Annotated in this window: 19 protein-coding genes; 9 read left to right on the plus strand and 10 right to left on the minus strand. The window is 59.0% G+C overall.

The features are described from left to right. Window positions 1-154: 154 nt before the first annotated feature. Entirely contained in the window at window positions 155-772 is a 618-nt protein-coding gene (locus J9788_RS23105; RefSeq protein WP_025304704.1) for a trimeric intracellular cation channel family protein, read from the minus strand. A 253-nt stretch (window positions 773-1,025) separates the two neighbouring features. On the opposite strand from J9788_RS23105, the gene J9788_RS23110 reads away from it, so the two are divergent. Beyond that, complete coding sequence (locus J9788_RS23110; RefSeq protein ID WP_182265761.1) at window positions 1,026-1,460, plus strand: DUF3574 domain-containing protein; 435 nt, start codon at window positions 1,026-1,028, stop codon at window positions 1,458-1,460. Window positions 1,461-1,494: 34 nt separating this feature from the next. Here the strand turns inward: J9788_RS23110 and J9788_RS23115 are convergent, their stop codons facing one another. After that, a complete protein-coding gene (locus tag J9788_RS23115; RefSeq protein WP_004931212.1) occupies window positions 1,495-2,679 on the minus strand; it encodes a NupC/NupG family nucleoside CNT transporter in 1,185 nt (394 codons plus the stop codon). Window positions 2,680-3,054: 375 nt separating this feature from the next. Here J9788_RS23115 and J9788_RS23120 point away from each other — a divergent pair, with 375 nt between their 5' ends. Then, entirely contained in the window at window positions 3,055-3,444 is a 390-nt protein-coding gene (locus J9788_RS23120) for a hypothetical protein (protein WP_033652260.1), read from the plus strand. 54 nt (window positions 3,445-3,498) lie between these two features. Here J9788_RS23120 and J9788_RS23125 read toward each other — a convergent pair whose 3' ends face one another. Then, on the minus strand, window positions 3,499-4,362 hold the full coding sequence (locus J9788_RS23125) for a YicC/YloC family endoribonuclease (RefSeq protein WP_033652259.1): 864 nt from the start codon (window positions 4,360-4,362) through the stop codon (window positions 3,499-3,501). Between the two features lie 126 nt (window positions 4,363-4,488). On the opposite strand from J9788_RS23125, the gene rph reads away from it, so the two are divergent. Together rph and pyrE are read left to right on the plus strand one after the other, a co-directional pair. Then, window positions 4,489-5,205, plus strand: a complete 717-nt coding sequence (gene rph, locus J9788_RS23130) for a ribonuclease PH (protein WP_025160305.1) — start codon at window positions 4,489-4,491, stop codon at window positions 5,203-5,205. A 96-nt stretch (window positions 5,206-5,301) separates the two neighbouring features. After that, window positions 5,302-5,943 carry an orotate phosphoribosyltransferase gene (pyrE, locus tag J9788_RS23135; RefSeq protein WP_004931204.1) on the plus strand — a complete coding sequence of 214 codons (642 nt, stop codon included), beginning with the start codon at window positions 5,302-5,304 and terminating at the stop codon, window positions 5,941-5,943. Window positions 5,944-5,974: 31 nt separating this feature from the next. Here the strand turns inward: pyrE and slmA are convergent, their stop codons facing one another. From slmA to coaBC, 3 genes are all read right to left on the minus strand, one after another. Continuing rightward, complete coding sequence (slmA, locus tag J9788_RS23140) at window positions 5,975-6,571, minus strand: nucleoid occlusion factor SlmA (RefSeq protein ID WP_025304700.1); 597 nt, start codon at window positions 6,569-6,571, stop codon at window positions 5,975-5,977. Window positions 6,572-6,822: 251 nt separating this feature from the next. Then, window positions 6,823-7,281 (minus strand): dUTP diphosphatase, encoded by a 459-nt coding sequence (dut, locus tag J9788_RS23145; RefSeq protein WP_182265760.1) that lies wholly within the window; start codon window positions 7,279-7,281, stop codon window positions 6,823-6,825. Beyond that, entirely contained in the window at window positions 7,259-8,476 is a 1,218-nt protein-coding gene (gene coaBC, locus J9788_RS23150; protein WP_182265770.1) for a bifunctional phosphopantothenoylcysteine decarboxylase/phosphopantothenate--cysteine ligase CoaBC, read from the minus strand. Before coaBC ends, dut begins: the two co-directional genes overlap by 23 nt. A gap of 183 nt (window positions 8,477-8,659) precedes the next feature. On the opposite strand from coaBC, the gene radC reads away from it, so the two are divergent. The 4 genes from radC to mutM all read left to right on the plus strand — a co-directional run bounded on the left by radC (window position 8,660) and on the right by mutM (window position 10,918). Next, on the plus strand, window positions 8,660-9,343 hold the full coding sequence (gene radC / locus J9788_RS23155; protein ID WP_182265759.1) for a DNA repair protein RadC: 684 nt from the start codon (window positions 8,660-8,662) through the stop codon (window positions 9,341-9,343). Between the two features lie 262 nt (window positions 9,344-9,605). Continuing rightward, window positions 9,606-9,842 (plus strand): 50S ribosomal protein L28, encoded by a 237-nt coding sequence (gene rpmB / locus J9788_RS23160; RefSeq protein WP_004931195.1) that lies wholly within the window; start codon window positions 9,606-9,608, stop codon window positions 9,840-9,842. A gap of 11 nt (window positions 9,843-9,853) precedes the next feature. Then, the gene (gene rpmG / locus J9788_RS23165; protein WP_002442576.1) at window positions 9,854-10,021 is read left to right on the plus strand and encodes a 50S ribosomal protein L33; all 168 of its coding nucleotides are present in this window, start codon (window positions 9,854-9,856) and stop codon (window positions 10,019-10,021) included. An 81-nt stretch (window positions 10,022-10,102) separates the two neighbouring features. Continuing rightward, window positions 10,103-10,918 carry a bifunctional DNA-formamidopyrimidine glycosylase/DNA-(apurinic or apyrimidinic site) lyase gene (gene mutM, locus J9788_RS23170; protein WP_047025862.1) on the plus strand — a complete coding sequence of 272 codons (816 nt, stop codon included), beginning with the start codon at window positions 10,103-10,105 and terminating at the stop codon, window positions 10,916-10,918. 3 nt (window positions 10,919-10,921) lie between these two features. On the opposite strand, the gene coaD is transcribed toward mutM, so the two are convergent. The 3 genes from coaD to waaA are packed head-to-tail and all read right to left on the minus strand — an operon-like array spanning window position 10,922 to window position 13,462. Next, window positions 10,922-11,407, minus strand: a complete 486-nt coding sequence (gene coaD, locus J9788_RS23175) for a pantetheine-phosphate adenylyltransferase (RefSeq protein WP_033645183.1) — start codon at window positions 11,405-11,407, stop codon at window positions 10,922-10,924. A gap of 3 nt (window positions 11,408-11,410) precedes the next feature. Further along, window positions 11,411-12,184 (minus strand): glycosyltransferase family 2 protein, encoded by a 774-nt coding sequence (locus J9788_RS23180; protein WP_182265758.1) that lies wholly within the window; start codon window positions 12,182-12,184, stop codon window positions 11,411-11,413. Then, on the minus strand, window positions 12,185-13,462 hold the full coding sequence (gene waaA, locus J9788_RS23185; protein ID WP_182265757.1) for a lipid IV(A) 3-deoxy-D-manno-octulosonic acid transferase: 1,278 nt from the start codon (window positions 13,460-13,462) through the stop codon (window positions 12,185-12,187). Window positions 13,463-13,587: 125 nt separating this feature from the next. Between waaA and J9788_RS23190 the strand changes: the two genes are divergently transcribed. Beyond that, on the plus strand, window positions 13,588-14,601 hold the full coding sequence (locus tag J9788_RS23190; RefSeq protein ID WP_182265756.1) for a glycosyltransferase family 9 protein: 1,014 nt from the start codon (window positions 13,588-13,590) through the stop codon (window positions 14,599-14,601). Between the two features lie 44 nt (window positions 14,602-14,645). On the opposite strand, the gene J9788_RS23195 is transcribed toward J9788_RS23190, so the two are convergent. Further along, on the minus strand, window positions 14,646-15,746 hold the full coding sequence (locus J9788_RS23195; RefSeq protein ID WP_182265755.1) for a glycosyltransferase: 1,101 nt from the start codon (window positions 15,744-15,746) through the stop codon (window positions 14,646-14,648). Between the last annotated feature and the right edge of the window lies 1 nt (window position 15,747).

A 15,747-nucleotide genomic window follows, 5' to 3' on the forward strand; every position in this document is an offset into this window, starting at 1 on the left:
GCACAGTATACACGGCTAACGCGCCGGGTGCAGCGTTAGCTCGCATTTTGCCCGCGGCTTTGCGTGGAAAAAGCGCCGAAAGGGCGAATTTGTGCGTCGAAGGGCGACATTTTTGCAGTTTTGGCCTCGGCGGCGGCGCGTTGCCGCCCCGAGATCAGTGATCCGGATGCTGGTAGTTGAACACCGGCAGGCCGAGGCGGAAGCGCAGGGCGATAAGACGCGCGCTCAGGCCGGCGACCAAGGTGAGGATCACCACCAGATTGTGCGGCAGGCTAAGGTGCTGCAGGCCGATATACAGCCAGGCGGCGCTGAAGGAGATGCCGGCGTAGATCTCCTTCTGGAAAACCAGCGGGATGCGGTTGCAGAACATATCGCGCAGCACCCCGCCGAAGACGCCGGTGATCACCGCGGCGATGGCGGCAATAATGGCGCTGTGCCCCATATCCAGGGCCACCTGCGCGCCGATGATGGAGAAGACGATCAGGCCGACGGCGTCGAGCACCAGGAACAGGCGGCGCAGATGGCGCATCAGAGGAGCCACCCAGGTGGTGACGATCGCCGCTATCGCGACGATGACGATGTATTCCGGGTGTTTGACCCAGCCCAACGGAAAATGCCCGAGCAACATATCGCGCACCGACCCGCCGCCGATTGCGGTGACAGAGGCGATGATGATTACGCCGAACATGTCCATTTGGCGGCGGCCGGCCGCCAGCGCGCCGGTCATGGCTTCGGCGGTGATGCCGATGATATAAAGGATGCTCAGTAACATAAGGGGTTCACAGCGTAATTGCGTCAGAATGATGGCCGGCAGGGTAATCGCCGCCGAGGACGCGCGCCACTGAGTTTTTTTCACCGATGGCGTTTCGGATTAATATAGCTAATCCAAACTCCATTTTTATTGCCGATAACCAGCCTTTTTTAACATCTGGCTGTTAATGAAAGCATTAGAAATTTCGCGCTAATTTCCATCGCTGACTATGACTTTTGCAGCGAATCCTTCAACCGAAAAATCGAGACTGCAGATGAAAAACTCCCCGAGACTGGCCGCCGGCGCCATGGTGGCCGCCCTGCTGCTGAGCGGCTGCGTGGCGCCAGCCCACCAGGCTGTTTCCCCCGCCCCGACTTGTCGCACCGGCGATCCGCTGGTGCAGACAACGCTCTACTTCGGCCTGAACCGGCCGGCGGGGCCGGCGATCACCGCCGCCGAGTGGCAAACCTTCGTCGATAGCCAGGTGACGCCGCGTTTTAAAGACGGGCTGACGGTGTTTGATGCCAAAGGGCAGTGGCTGGGTCACGACGGCAAGCTGGCGCGCGAGAACAGCAAGGCGCTGCTGTTGATCCATGCGCCGGGCAAAGAGAGCGAGGCGAATATCGAGGCGCTGCGCAGCGGCTATAAGCAGCAGTTTGCGCAGGATTCGGTAATGCGGGTGGATGCGCCGGTGTGCGTGGCGTTTTAAAGCGAACTCCCGGCCCTGCGGCCGGGAGTGGGGATTACAGCACCAGGCCGGCGATGGCCGCCGACAACAGGCTCACCAGCGTCGAGCCGTAAACCAGCTTCAGGCCAAAACGGGAAACCACGTTGCCTTGCTGCTCGTTCAGCCCCTTGATGGCGCCGGCGACGATGCCGATGGAGGCGAAGTTGGCGAACGACACCAGGAACACCGACAGAATGCCCAGCCCGCGCGGCGACAGCTCCGCCGCGATTTTCTTCAGCTCAATCATCGCCACGAATTCGTTGGCCACCAGTTTGGTCGCCATGATGCTGCCCGCCTTCAGGGCCTCTTCCGCCGGGATGCCGATCAGCCAGGCCAGCGGATAGAACACGTAGCCGAGGATTTGCTGGAAGCTGATGCCGAGCACCGCCGAGAACAGCGCATTGACGGCGGAGATCAGCGCGATAAAGCCGATCAGCATTGCCGCGATGATCATCGCAATTTTGAAGCCGGCCAGAATGTACTCGCCCAACATTTCGAAGAAGCTCTGATCTTCATGCAGCTTGTTCAGCTTCAGCTCCGGCTCGTCTTCGACCTGATACGGGTTGATGATCGACAGGATGATGAAGGTGCTGAACATATTAAGGATCAACGCCGCCACCACGTACTGCGCGTCGATCATCGACATGTAGGCGCCGACGATGGAGAGCGATACCGTCGACATGGCGGTCGCGGCCATGGTGTACATGCGGCGCGGCGAGATGTCGCCGATGATGCCCTTGTAGGCGATGAAGTTCTCCGACTGCCCCAGCACCAGCGTGCTGACGGCGTTGAACGATTCCAGCTTGCCCATGCCGTTGACCTTGGACAGCAGGGTGCCCACCAGGCGGATGATCAGCGGCAGGATGCGGAAATGCTGCAAAATGCCGATCAGGGCGGAAATAAAGATGATAGGGCACAAAACGCCGAGGAAGATAAACGCCAGGCCATCTTTGCTCATGCCGCCGAACACGAACTCCGACCCTTGTGCGGCGTAGGCGAGCAGGGTGTCGAAGAAGCCGGCGACGTGTTTGATCACGCTGAGCCCGCTGGCGGAGTGCAGGAAGAAATAGGCCAGCGCGCCTTCGATCACCAACAGCTGGATGATATAGCGCAGGCGGATTTTCTTGCGATTATTGCTGACCAGCAGCGCCAGGGCGATGATCACCACCAGGGCCATAATAAATTGCAGAATTTGTGGCATAAACGGTCCGTACGGTTCACGGGCAGGAAAAAAACACATTTAGCCACAGCATCGCCGTCCTTTCATTACCTTGCGTGATAATTAGAACAAAATACTTATGGCGTGCGGGATATCTTGCCGATTGTCATCCGCACGCGCTGCTCGGCAGTTTTTCATAAGCCCCCGAAGTGCCTTAGTGAGCAGTCTTCCATGATGCCTGCCGGCTCGCAGCCTGATGCAACCACCGTCCCGCACGTTCAGGCACCTGGAATCTGGCTCGCAATGGGCGATTTTTCATGGCGCAAAGCGTGGCTTTCTTGGCTGAGGAAGAGAAACATGTTTGGACAAGGCGCCGGTCGCGATCGGCGCGCATTTTATCGAACAAGGAGACGAACGATGAATATCGGCACGTTGCTCAGGGCGCTGGCCAACGGCGTTAATCCCGACACCGGCGAGCTATTGAGACCGGCTTCAGCGGCCTGCGCGCCGGAGGCTATCCGCCTGCTGTTCGCGTTGGCCGACGAGTTTGACGGTGAATCTGAACTGCAGAAAAAAGCCAGGCTGACGCCGGAAGAAAAGCGGCAGAAGAATCTGGCCGAGGGCCGGCCGGCCAATGCCTACTTCCCCTGGCCGGAAGAAGAAAAACTGCGGCTGCGCGAGAGCCATGCGGCCGGGGCGACGCTGGAGGCGCTGAGCGATGAGTTCGAGCGTTCAACCTGGAGCATTGCGGTGCAACTGCAGACAATGGGGTTGATCGGTGAGGAACAGGCGGCCGCCTATCGCTGATCTATAGCCATAAAAAAGCCCGCGTGGCGCGGGCTTGATGGCGTGCGGAGCGGATCACTCGATGTTCTGGATCTGCTCGCGCATCTGTTCGATCAGCACCTTCAGCTCGATGGCGGAGGCGGTGACGTCGGCATTGATTGACTTGGAGGCCAGGGTGTTCGATTCGCGGTTGAACTCCTGCATCATAAAGTCGAGGCGGCGGCCGACGGCTTCTTTCTTCTTCAGGATGTTGTGCGTCTCTTTCACGTGCGCTTCCAGGCGGTCCAGCTCTTCGGCGACGTCGATGCGCTGCGCCATCAGCACCAGCTCTTGCTCCAGGCGAGTGTTTTCCAGCTGCACCTGCGCCTCTTCCAGCTTGCTGACCAGGCGCTCGCGCTGCCATTGCAGGATGTTCGGCATCTGTGCGCGCACTTTGACCACTTCGGCGCTGACGCCGTCGAGGCGCTGTTCGATCAGCGTTTTCAGCGCGGCGCCTTCGCTTTCGCGTGCGACGATAAAGTCATCCAGCGCGCCGTCCAGCGCCTTCATCAGCTCGGCGCTGATGGCGTCCAGATCCTGCTCCTGCGCGGACATCACGCCCGGCCAGCGCAGCACGTCGATCGGGTTGATTTCCCCTTCGTCGCTCTGCATTTTCACCCAGTTGGCGGCTTCGACCAGCTGTTTGGCCAGTTTTTCGTTCAGGATCAGCGAGCTTTGCGCGCTTGGATCCAGTTCAAAACGCAGGTTGCATTCGACTTTGCCGCGGGTCAGGCGGCCACGGATACGTTCACGGATCACCGGCTCCAGGCTGCGGAATTGTTCCGGCAGGCGGATGTAGGTTTCTAAGTAGCGCTGGTTAACGGAACGCAGCTCCCAGGCTGCGCTGCCCCATTCACCCTTGATTTCACGCCGGGCGTAGGCGGTCATGCTGCGGATCATTGATGCGTACCCGTAATAGGAAAAGATGGGGCGATTATAGCGTCGCGGCTGCGGGCAGGATAGGCATTACGTCACGAAGCCCGTATAATGCGCAGCCAATAGTTGATTTGAAGCCGGAGAGAGCCCATGCGTCCTGCAGGCAGAGCACCACAGCAAGTTCGCCCCCTGACACTGACCCGTCACTATACCAAACACGCTGAAGGTTCAGTGCTGGTTGAGTTTGGCGATACCAAAGTCTTGTGCACCGCCACGGTAGAAGAGGGCGTTCCGCGCTTCCTGAAAGGCCAGGGGCAAGGTTGGATCACCGCCGAGTACGGCATGCTGCCGCGCTCCACCCACAGCCGCAATGCCCGTGAAGCCGCCAAAGGCAAACAGGGTGGCCGCACGCTGGAGATCCAGCGCCTGATCGCCCGTTCGCTGCGCGCCGCGGTGGATCTGAAAAAGCTCGGTGAATTCACCATCACTCTCGACTGCGACGTACTGCAGGCCGACGGCGGTACCCGCACTGCTTCCATCTCCGGCGCCTGCGTGGCGCTGGCCGATGCGTTGAACACGCTGGTGGCCAACGGCAAGCTGAAAGCCAACCCGATGAAGGGCATGGTGGCGGCGGTTTCCGTCGGCATCGTCAATGGCGAAGCGCTGTGCGATCTGGAGTATGTGGAAGATTCCGCGGCGGAAACCGACATGAACGTGGTGATGATGGAAGACGGCCGCATGATCGAAGTGCAGGGCACCGCTGAAGGCGAGCCGTTCAGCCACGATGAGCTGTTGGCGCTATTGGCGCTGGCCCGAGGGGGCATCGAAACCATCTTCCAGGCGCAGAAAGCGGCGCTGGCGGACTAATTTTTCAAGGCGACTGAGAAGTCGCCTTTTTTATGCCCGCCGATCGGGCGGCAGTAATGATAAGACCCAAGCAGATTCAGACGAGGAGAAGCAGTAATGAAAGCCTATCAGCGCCAGTTTATCGAGTTCGCGCTTAACAAGCAGGTATTGAAATTCGGCGAGTTCACCCTGAAATCCGGCCGCACCAGCCCGTATTTCTTCAACGCCGGCCTGTTTAATACCGGGCGCGATCTTGCGCTGTTGGGGCGCTTCTACGCCGAAGCCCTGATGGATTCCGGCATCGATTTTGATCTGCTGTTTGGCCCGGCCTATAAAGGCATTCCTATCGCCACCACCACGGCGGTGGCGCTGGCGGAACACCATGAGCGCGACGTGCCTTACTGCTTTAACCGCAAGGAAGCCAAAACCCACGGCGAGGGCGGTTCGCTGGTGGGCAGCCCGCTGCAGGGCCGCGTGATGCTGGTGGACGATGTGATCACCGCCGGCACCGCGATCCGTGAGTCGATGGAAATCATCGGCGCCAGCGGCGCTTCGTTGGCGGGCGTGCTGATCTCCCTCGACCGCCAGGAACGCGGCCGCGCGGACATCTCCGCCATTCAGGAAGTGGAACGCGACTACCACTGCAAGGTGATTTCGATCGTGACGCTGAAGGACCTGATCGCTTATCTGGAAGAGAAACCGGAAATGGCGGACCACCTGGCGGCGGTGCGCGCTTACCGCGAGCAGTACGGGGTATAAATAACAACGCCGGGCATGCCCGGCGTTTTCGTTATTGCAGCTGTGCCGCCAACAGCGGCCAGCGGGCGTCGAATTCCTGCGTTGGGCGATAGCGGAATTCCGAACGCACATAGCGCGACAACATGCCTTCGCAGAAGGCCAGCAGCTGGCTGGCCAACAGCGTTTCATCGACGATGAAGCCTTTGCCTTCGCGCAATTTGCGCTCTTTCAGCACCTGACGCAGCTGCGCCTCGATGCGTTCGAACAGCTGGTTGATGCGACCCTGCAGGCGATCCTGTTCAAACATCAGCGCGTGGCCGGTCATGATGCGCGTCAGCCCCGGGTTGCGTTCCGCAAAGCCCAGAATCAGCAGTAAAATCAGGCGCAGACGATTAAACGTCTCTTTCTCGTCCTGCAAGATCAGGTTGATGCGAGTGATCAGGCTGTCTTCGATAAACTCGATCAGACTGTCGAACATCCGTGTCTTGCTGGGGAAATGCCGGTACAGCGCAGCTTCAGAAACACCCACGTTCGCGGCGAGCTTGGCGGTGGTAATGCGCTGGCTGCCGTCGCTGGATTCCAGCATCTGGGCTAACGCCTGCAATATTTCCTCGCGCCGATTCCTTTTCGTATTTTCTTTTTCTGCCATGTCTGATTAGACCCTTGCTAAAACTTAACTGACGGAAACCCGGGCACCGGCCGCTGCAGAGCAGGCTCTGTGCGGCTTATGTGATAGCTTTTTTACGATGCTGGGGTCAGCGGCCTTAACGGCCTTTTTCCGTGCTGCCTGGTGTGCGCTGCAATTGTCGCGGTAAAACCTTGCCGCAGAGACATCCTTCTCCCCGGAAAGGCAAGGTTCAGGCGACGTTTCCCTGCCGGCCATCGTGCATTGGGTGGCGCTTAGTGGCGCCCCGAGTGGCCGAAGCCGCCTTCGCCGCGCTCGCTGCTGTCGAACTCTTCCACCAGGTTGAACTCGGCCTGTACCACCGGCACGAAGACCATCTGCGCGATGCGTTCGCCCGGTTCGATAGTGAATGACTTCTGGCCGCGGTTCCAGACGGACACCATCAGCTGGCCCTGATAATCGGAGTCGATCAGGCCGACCAGATTGCCCAGCACGACGCCGTGCTTATGGCCCAGGCCTGAGCGCGGCAGGATCACCGCCGCCAGGCCGGCGTCGGCGACATGGATCGCGAGACCGGTAGGCAGCAGCGTGGTTTCACCCGGCGCCAGCTCCACCGCGCTGTCCAGGCAGGCGCGCAGGTCGAGACCGGCGGAGCCCGGCGTGGCGTAGGTCGGTAGCGGGAAATCCTGACCGATGCGCGGGTCGAGGATCTTAACGTCGATTTTTTTCATCATAACGGCTGACTATCTCGTCTATTAAACGTTGGCCAAGGAGTGCCTTGTCGCTCAGCGCCAGGCGTTTCTCTCCATCCTGCCAAAAAAGGTGCAGGGCATTGGTGTCGCTGTTGAACCCGTGCTCTGCAAGCGATACATCGTTAGCGCAAATCAAATCCAGCTTCTTACGCGCCAGTTTTTGCCGCGCGTATTCTTCCACATTCTGGGTTTCGGCGGCAAACCCCACGACAAACGGTCGATTTTTGGTCATCGCCGCCACGCCGGCGACGATATCGGGGTTTTTTACCATCTTGAGGACGATTTCATCACCCTGTTTTTTTATTTTTTCATCGGCGATCCGCTCGGGACGGTAGTCGGCTACGGCGGCGCAGGAGATGAAAATCTGCTGCTGCGCGGCGCGCTGTTGCACCGCCTGTTCCATCTCCAGCGCGCTGGTGACGTCTACGCGTGTGACCTTCGGCGGCGTCGGCAGGCTCACCGGCCCGGCGATCAGCGTCACCTGCGCGCCGCGGGCGGCGGCGGCGCGGGCAATGGCGAAGCCCATTTTGCCGGAGCTGTGATTGCTGATGAAGCGTACCGGATCCAGCGCTTCGCGCGTCGGGCCGGCGGTGATCATAACCTGCAAATGTTGCAGATCCTGCGGGGCGGAGAAATGACCGTTCGCCAGCTCGACGATGTCCAGCGGATCCAGCATGCGGCCCGGGCCGACGTCGCCGCAGGCCTGGCTGCCGTTGTCCGGCCCCCAGAGCAGCATGCCGCGCGTCTGCAGCGTTTGCAGGTTGGCCTGCGTGGCGGCGGCGCGATACATCTGCTGGTTCATGGCGGGGGCGGCGGCGATAGGGGCGTCGGTCGCCAGGCAGACGGTAGTCAGCAGATCGTTGGCCATGCCGGCGGCGACGCGCGCCAGCAGATCGGCGGTCGCCGGCGCCAGAATCACCAGATCCGCCCATTTGCCGAGTTCGATGTGTCCCATGGCGGCTTCGGCGGCGGGATCCAACAGATCGTCGGACACCGGGTGGCCGGAAACGGCCTGCAGCGTCAGCGGCGTAATGAACGCCTTGGCGGCGTGGGTCATCACCACGCGCACTTCCGCGCCCCTGTCGCGCAGGCGGCGCACTAGCTCTGGGCATTTGTAGGCGGCGATGCCGCCGCTGATGCCAAGCACAATATGCTTGCCGGAAAGTCCCGTCATCATCATTGTCCGATTGAAAGCCGAAAGATGCGCCATTTTAGCATATCCGCCGTTCAGGTGAGCGATTCCGCAATGGCTGCAGGGCGTTACATTGTGCTTTGCGAAACACTTCGCAATGTTATCAAACACCTGTCGAACGCGCCGGGTGGCGCATGGCATGCTGTAGTCCTTTCAGGGAGGAACACGATGAGCAACCCGACTGTGGCGTGCTGGCCGGGCGCGCTGGCGCCGCGTGAAAAGCTGTTGATGCAGGGGGCTGCGGCGCTGTCCGACGCGGAGCTGTTGGCCATTTTCTTGCGCACCGGGTTGCCCGGCGTGCACGTGATGCAGCTGGCGGAGCAGCTGCTGCTCCGGTTCGGCTCGCTTTACCACCTGATGTCGGCCGATCATCAGGCGTTTTGCAGTCAAAAAGGCCTGGGCGACGCCAGCTATACGCAGCTGCAGGCGATTGCCGAGCTGGCGCTTCGCTTCTTTTCCAGCCATCTCTCGCAGGAAAACGCCATGCTCAACCCGCGCGTCACCCAGCATTATCTGCAAAGCCTGCTGGCGCATCGTGAGCGAGAGGTCTTTTTGGTATTGTTTTTAGACAATCAGCATCGGGTTATTCGCCATCAGGAGATGTTTGCTGGTACCATCAGCAGCGTCGTCGTCTACCCGAGAGAAATTGTGCGTGAAGCGTTGAAGGCTAATGCCGCCGCGCTGATTCTCGCGCATAATCACCCCTCGGGTAAGGCTGAACCCAGTCATGCCGACCGTTTGATAACTGAACAGGTGGTGAAAGCCTGCCAGTTATTGGAGATCCGAGTGCTCGATCATTTGGTGATCGGTCGGGGTGAATGCGTCTCTTTTGCCGAGCGCGGATGGCTTTAAGCGATTTTTTCGCGATCCTTGTGGGATCTTTAGCTGTTCGGGACTTGAGCACTTACGCTTCAGAGCGTATACTACGCCACCTTTGAGAATCTTGGGTTTGGCGCAAGAGCCTATCTCAGCAGGTTTCTGACCTGATGTGTGGTTTCTACCTGATGACGAGAGTCTCCTCAGTATGAAGTTTGCTGAGATGGGCTCTAAAAGCCTGACGAGGCGGCCATACCCTATACGAAGCTCGAGCTGATTTGATTTTTGGAGAATAGACATGTCCCGAGTCTGCCAAGTTACTGGCAAGCGCCCGGTGAGCGGTAACAACCGTTCCCACGCAATGAACGCGACCAAACGCCGTTTTCTGCCTAACCTGCACTCACACCGTTTTTGGGTTGAGGCTGAGAAGCGCTTTGTAACTCTGCGTGTATCTGCTAAAGGTATGCGTGTTATCGATAAGAAGGGTATTGAGACGGTTCTGGCCGATCTGCGTGCCCGTGGTGAGAAGTATTAAGGAACTGAATCATGGCTAAAGGTGTTCGCGAGAAGATCAAGCTGGTTTCTTCTGCTGGTACTGGTCACTTCTATACCACCACGAAGAACAAGCGTACTAAGCCGGAAAAATTGGAACTGAAGAAATTCGATCCAGTTGTCCGTCAGCACGTAGTATACAAAGAAGCTAAAATTAAATAATTTTAGTGGATTAATGAAAAACCCGGCCTTGGCCGGGTTTTTTGTTTTATAAAGGGTAGAAAACATCGGAGGGGAAGCCAGATGCCTGAATTACCGGAAGTTGAGACGAGCAGACGCGGTATAGAGCCTTATCTTGTCGGCCACAGCATTCAGTATGCGGTGGTGCGCAACGCGCGCCTGCGCTGGCCGGTTTCCGAGCAGATCCTGACGCTGAGCGATCAGCCGGTGCTCAGCGTGCAGCGTCGGGCCAAATACCTGCTGATTGAGCTGGAGCGCGGTTGGATTATCGTGCATCTGGGCATGTCGGGCAGCTTGCGCATGCTGCGTGAGGAAAACGAAGACGAAGCCGGCAAACACGACCACGTCGATCTGGTTATCAACAACGGTATGATCCTACGCTATACCGATCCGCGCCGCTTCGGCGCCTGGCTGTGGTGCGAAGACCTGGCGACCAGCAGCGTGTTGGCGCATCTGGGGCCGGAACCGCTGAGTGAGGCGTTCAACGGCGACTACCTGTATGAAAAATCACGTAATAAGCGCACGCTGATCAAACCGTGGCTGATGGATAACAAGCTGGTGGTCGGGGTCGGTAACATTTACGCCAGTGAATCGCTGTTCAGCGCCGGGATCCTGCCCGATCGTCCGGCGGGATCCTTGACCAAAGCCGAAGCTGCGCTGTTGGCGAAGACCATCAAGGCGGTGTTGCAACGCTCCATCGAGCAGGGCGGCACCACGTTGCGCGACTTTTTGCAGTCGGATGGGAAACCGGGGTACTTCGCGCAGGAGCTGCAGGTTTACGGGCGGGCGGGAGAACCGTGCCGCACATGCGGCACGCCGATTGAATCCGCCAAGCACGGGCAGCGCAGCACCTTCTTTTGCCGACGCTGCCAGCGCTGAGCATCACGCGGCGGCGAGCTTCGCCATCAGCGCCTGAGTGACCACATCGGGCAGGAAAGGCGCGATATCGCCGCCGTGGCGGGCGACCTCCTTCACCAGTGAGGAGGAGATGAACGACCACTCTTCGGAAGGCATCAGGAACACGCTTTCCAGCGTCGGCATCAAATGGCGGTTCATGTTCGCCAGCTGCAGTTCGTACTCAAAGTCAGACACCGCCCGCAGGCCACGCACCAGGATATTGGCATTCTGGTGAGCGGCGAAATGCGCCATCAGCTCGCTGAAGCCCAGTACTTCCACATTGTCCAGATGCGAGGTGACCTGCGTCGCCAGCGCCACACGCTCATCCAGGCTGAACAGCGGCTTTTTGCTCGGGCTGGCGGCGATGGCCAGAATCACGTGATCGAACATCAGCGACGCGCGCGTCACTAAATCCAGGTGGCCGTTGGTCATGGGATCGAACGTCCCGGGATAGATGGCTTTGCTGGTCATGATTCACTTCTCTGAGTAGTTGCGGCCCAATGCCCATAATGCGGCATATTTATTGAAGGTATATTGCGCGTTGACCACCGCTAACAGCAACCCCTGTTTACCGTCGAGGAAGCCGGCCCGCAGCAGCCAGGTTTTGACGAAGGCGCCGAGCGTGTGGGTCAGGATGGACAGATAGCCGCAACGCTTGCCGGCCCGGTGGCGCTGTGTGGCCCACTCTTCGGCATAGCGCAGCTGTTTGCGCTGAAAGGCGAAGAAGTCGCGGCAGGTCAGGTGCAGCATATCGCCACTGAGGGGGATCACTTTGGCATCGCCGATGTTCAGCGACTCGTGCACCAGATCGTCGTTATAGCGATAGCGTTGGTTGGCGTACAGGCGGTTGACGCGATCGGGATACCAGCCGCTGTGGCGCATGAAGCGGCCAAGGAACAGGTTGCGCCGCGCGCAGCTGTAGACGGCGCCGTCGTCCGGCGCGTTCAACACCTGTTCGATGGATTGTCGCAGTTCAGGGGTGACGCGTTCGTCGGCATCGATCATCAAAACGTAGTCATGGCTGGCGTAGCTTTGCGCCAGCTGACGCTGCTTGCCAAACCCTTGCCAGTCGGTGTGCGTGAAGACTTTGGCGCCCAGGCTTTCGGCGACGGGGACGCTGTCGTCTTCGCTGCCGGAGTCCAGCACAATGATTTCATCGGCCCACTCGACCGAGCGCAGACAGTCCGGCAACAGCCCGGCTTCGTTTTTGGCGATCATCACCACCGACAGGCTTTTGCGGCTGCTCATTCAGTGACTCCGGGGCGGCAGGTGCGGTTCCAGCAGCTGCAGCAGGCGCTGCAACGCTCCCTGATTCTGATACAACACTTCCACCGCATGGCGGCCGTAGTAACGGCGGTAATCTTCGTCGGTCAACAGGGTTGCCACTTCCTTTACCAGCGAATCCACGTCGGTCACGGTGATCAGGCCTTCGGCCTGCGAAAGCTTGGCGCAGATGTCTTTAAAGTTGAAGGTGTGCGGGCCCATCAGCACCGGGATGGCGTGGGCGGCGGCTTCCAGCGGGTTATGGCCGCCACGTTCCACCAGGCTGCCGCCGACAAAGGCCAGATCGGCGATGCCGTACAGCAGCATGAGTTCGCCCATGGTATCGCCGATCACCACCTGGGTGCTGCCGGACGGGATTTCGCCGCTGCTGCGCAGGGTGTAGCTGAAGCCGGCCTTCTGTACCAGCTCCTTGGCGGTCGGGAAGCGTTCCGGGTGACGCGGCACCAGGATCAGCAGCAGGTCGGGGTGTTTTTCCAGCAGCTTGCGGTGCGCTTCGATCAGGATGGTTTCTTCGCCTTCATGGGTGCTGGTGGCGATCCACACCGGGCGGCGCGGCGCCCATTGGCGGCGCAGCGTAACGGCGCGGGCGGCCAGTTCCGGGGTGACGGAGATATCGAATTTCAGGCTGCCGGTAACGGCCAGCTGCGAGCGTTTCAGGCCCAGTTCGATAAAACGATCGCCGTCTTCCTGGTTCTGTGCGGCGATCAGCGTAATGCGGCGCAGCATATCGCGCATGAATCCGCCAATTTTCTTATAGCCGGCGGCGGATCGCGCCGACAGGCGCGCATTGGCGATCACCAGGGGGATTTGCCGCTGATGCAGCGCGTTGATCAGGTTAGGCCATAGCTCGGTTTCCATGATGATCACCAGCTTGGGATTCACCTGGTCGAGGAAGCGGTTCATGGAACCGGGCAGATCGTAGGGCAGATAGACATGATGCACGTCTTTGCCGAAAGCGGACTGGACGCGTTCTGAACCTGTCGGGGTCATTGTGGTCACAGTTATCGGCAAAGCGGGGTAACGATGGCGCAGCGCCCGCACCAGCGGGATGGCCGCCAGCGTTTCGCCGACGGAGACGGAATGCAGCATAATGCCGCCCGGCACGACTTTCCCGGCGCAGAAGCCATAGCGTTCCGCCCAGCGTTTACGGTAGGCTGGAGCTTTGCGGCTGCGCAGCAGTAAGCGGAGCCAGATCAGGGGTTGGATGAGGTAGAGTAGTACCTGATATAAACGCAGCAACATTCTATCAATTTCATTTATATGGGTTATTCGGAATAGTACCATAACTGGAAGGGAAAGGCGCTAATTTGGTAACCTTGGGTGTCAGTTTCAGACAACCGGCGAGCGATTTCGCCGATAGGCTCGGAATGAAGAATATTTTAATTATTCGCCGCGACAACATCGGCGATCTTGTTTGCACCACGCCTCTGATTGAAGGGGTGAAAATTGCCTATCCAGACGCAAAAGTTTATCTGCTGATCAATAAAGTCAGCCAGGACGTCGTTAAAAACAACCCTCATCTCGAGAAAGTCTTTGTCTATAAAAAGGCCAAGCATAAGGCGAAAAATGAAACGACGTTGGGCGTTTATTTCGAACGTCTGATGATTTTCCTGAAGCTGCGCAAAATAAAGTTCGATGCGGTCATTCTGGCCAACCCGGTGCCTTGCAAATACAGCCTGCGTTTAGCGAAAATGGCCGGCGCCAGCCATATCATCGGCGCCGATTTGGGCACGAAAGATATTCAGCGCCCGTTCCGCAAAGACGATTTCCGCGGTCTACATCAGGTCGAACACACCTACAGCTATTTATCGGCGATAACCGATCAAACCATTCCGATCCCGCCGGTGCGGGTATTCCTGACGCCGGAAGAGCGGCAGCTGGCGGCGCAGCGGCTGCAGGAACGCCTGCCGTCGGTCGAACGGGTTTGCGCCGTGCATATCAGCAGCCGTAGCCCGAAAAGGCGCTGGCCGGTTGAACGCTATGCCGAAATCATCAACCGCCTGACCGCCGATCCCCGCACCGGCGTGCTGATCTTCTGGTCGCCGCAGGGCACGCTGGCGCCGGACGACATCGGCGATCAGCAGCGCGCAGAACAGCTGTTGGCGCTGTGCCAAAACGAACGCGTCGCGCTTTATCCGACGGCCTCGGTGCGCGAGCTGTTGGGCGGGTTCGATTTATGCGACCGGGTGCTGTGCAGCGATGGCGGGCAGATGCATCTTGCCGCCGCGCTGAATAAGGATATGGTGGTGTTCTTTGGCGATACCGATAAAACGTCCTGGCATCCATGGACCGGCCGTCATCATATTTTGCAGAGTGAGTCGGGGCACTGTGAAGATGTTTCTGTCGATGAGGTTTGGCAGAAAATGCAGGCGCTAAGCTAGCGAAGAAAATAAGGCAGGTATCACCTGCCTTATTTATTTCTTTATTATTTTTCTTTCAGCTCAATATATTGACGGCAAATAGGCTCCAGCCCATAGCTCAGCAATTGCTGTTGATTTATCTGCGGCGGATTGGCGTAAATTTCCGCCATTTTTTCTGCCAGCGACGCTTCGTTTAATTCCGCCAACGCGTTAGCCATGCCGGCTTTTTCCAGAATTTCCGCAGGGCCGCCCGGACAGCGGGTGCTGACCACCGGTGTGCCGCACAACAGCGATTCTACCAGCACATTGCCAAACCCTTCGCTATCGGAGCTGAGTACCAACAGCGAGGCATGGCGGATAAACGGATAGGGATTGGCCTGGAAGCCGAGGAACAGCACGCGCTCTGCGATACCCAAGTCTGCCGCCAGACGCTTGACCTCGGCGACGCGGGCGTCATCCCCGGTGCCGATCAAAGCCAGCGGCGCCTGAATGCCGGATTGCGCATAGGCTTTCAGCAGGCGGTCATGCCGCTTGGTGGCGTGAAAGCGGCCGACGTGCACCAGATAGTCCTGACCGGCCAGTTCGCAAGGCGCCGCCGCCTGTTGCCGGATGGCGTCGATGTCGAACGGGTTATTGATGACTGCCAGCCGACGCGGGCGGATCGGCAAATTCTGCTGCAGATCGCCGCCGACCGCCTGTGAAACGGCGACGATATTTCTCCCCTGGTAAACGTTGGCGATTTTACGTTGCTTGAGCCAGCGATCCAGGCCTTTGCGGTGGCCGAGGTAGGAGGTGGAGAGAATGCCGTGAATGCAGAACCACAGACGATCCGAAGCCAGCCGTTTGCTGCGGCTGACGATGCGATCGGTTTTGTGCAGGTTGGAGAACACCAGATCGAACGCGCCGTGTTGGCGCTCGTGTTCGGCTATCGCCCGATCCAGCGCGGCGGCGCGGCGCGACAGCTCGGTCAGCTTGCGCCAGGGGGCACGGCTGCGATCGGCCACCACCTGATAATCGATGCCTGACGGGATAGGGTAATTGCAGACGTTACGCAGCGAGATCAGACTGACGTCATGCCCCAGTTGCTGCATGCCTTGACACAGGGTCAGCACCACTTTTTCCGCGCCGCCTCCCGGCAGGCCATCGATGATCATCAGAATACGCATA

This window comes from Serratia sp. X10 (assembly GCF_017811775.1).
In the GTDB taxonomy this organism is placed as follows: Bacteria; Pseudomonadota; Gammaproteobacteria; order Enterobacterales; family Enterobacteriaceae; genus Serratia; species Serratia ureilytica.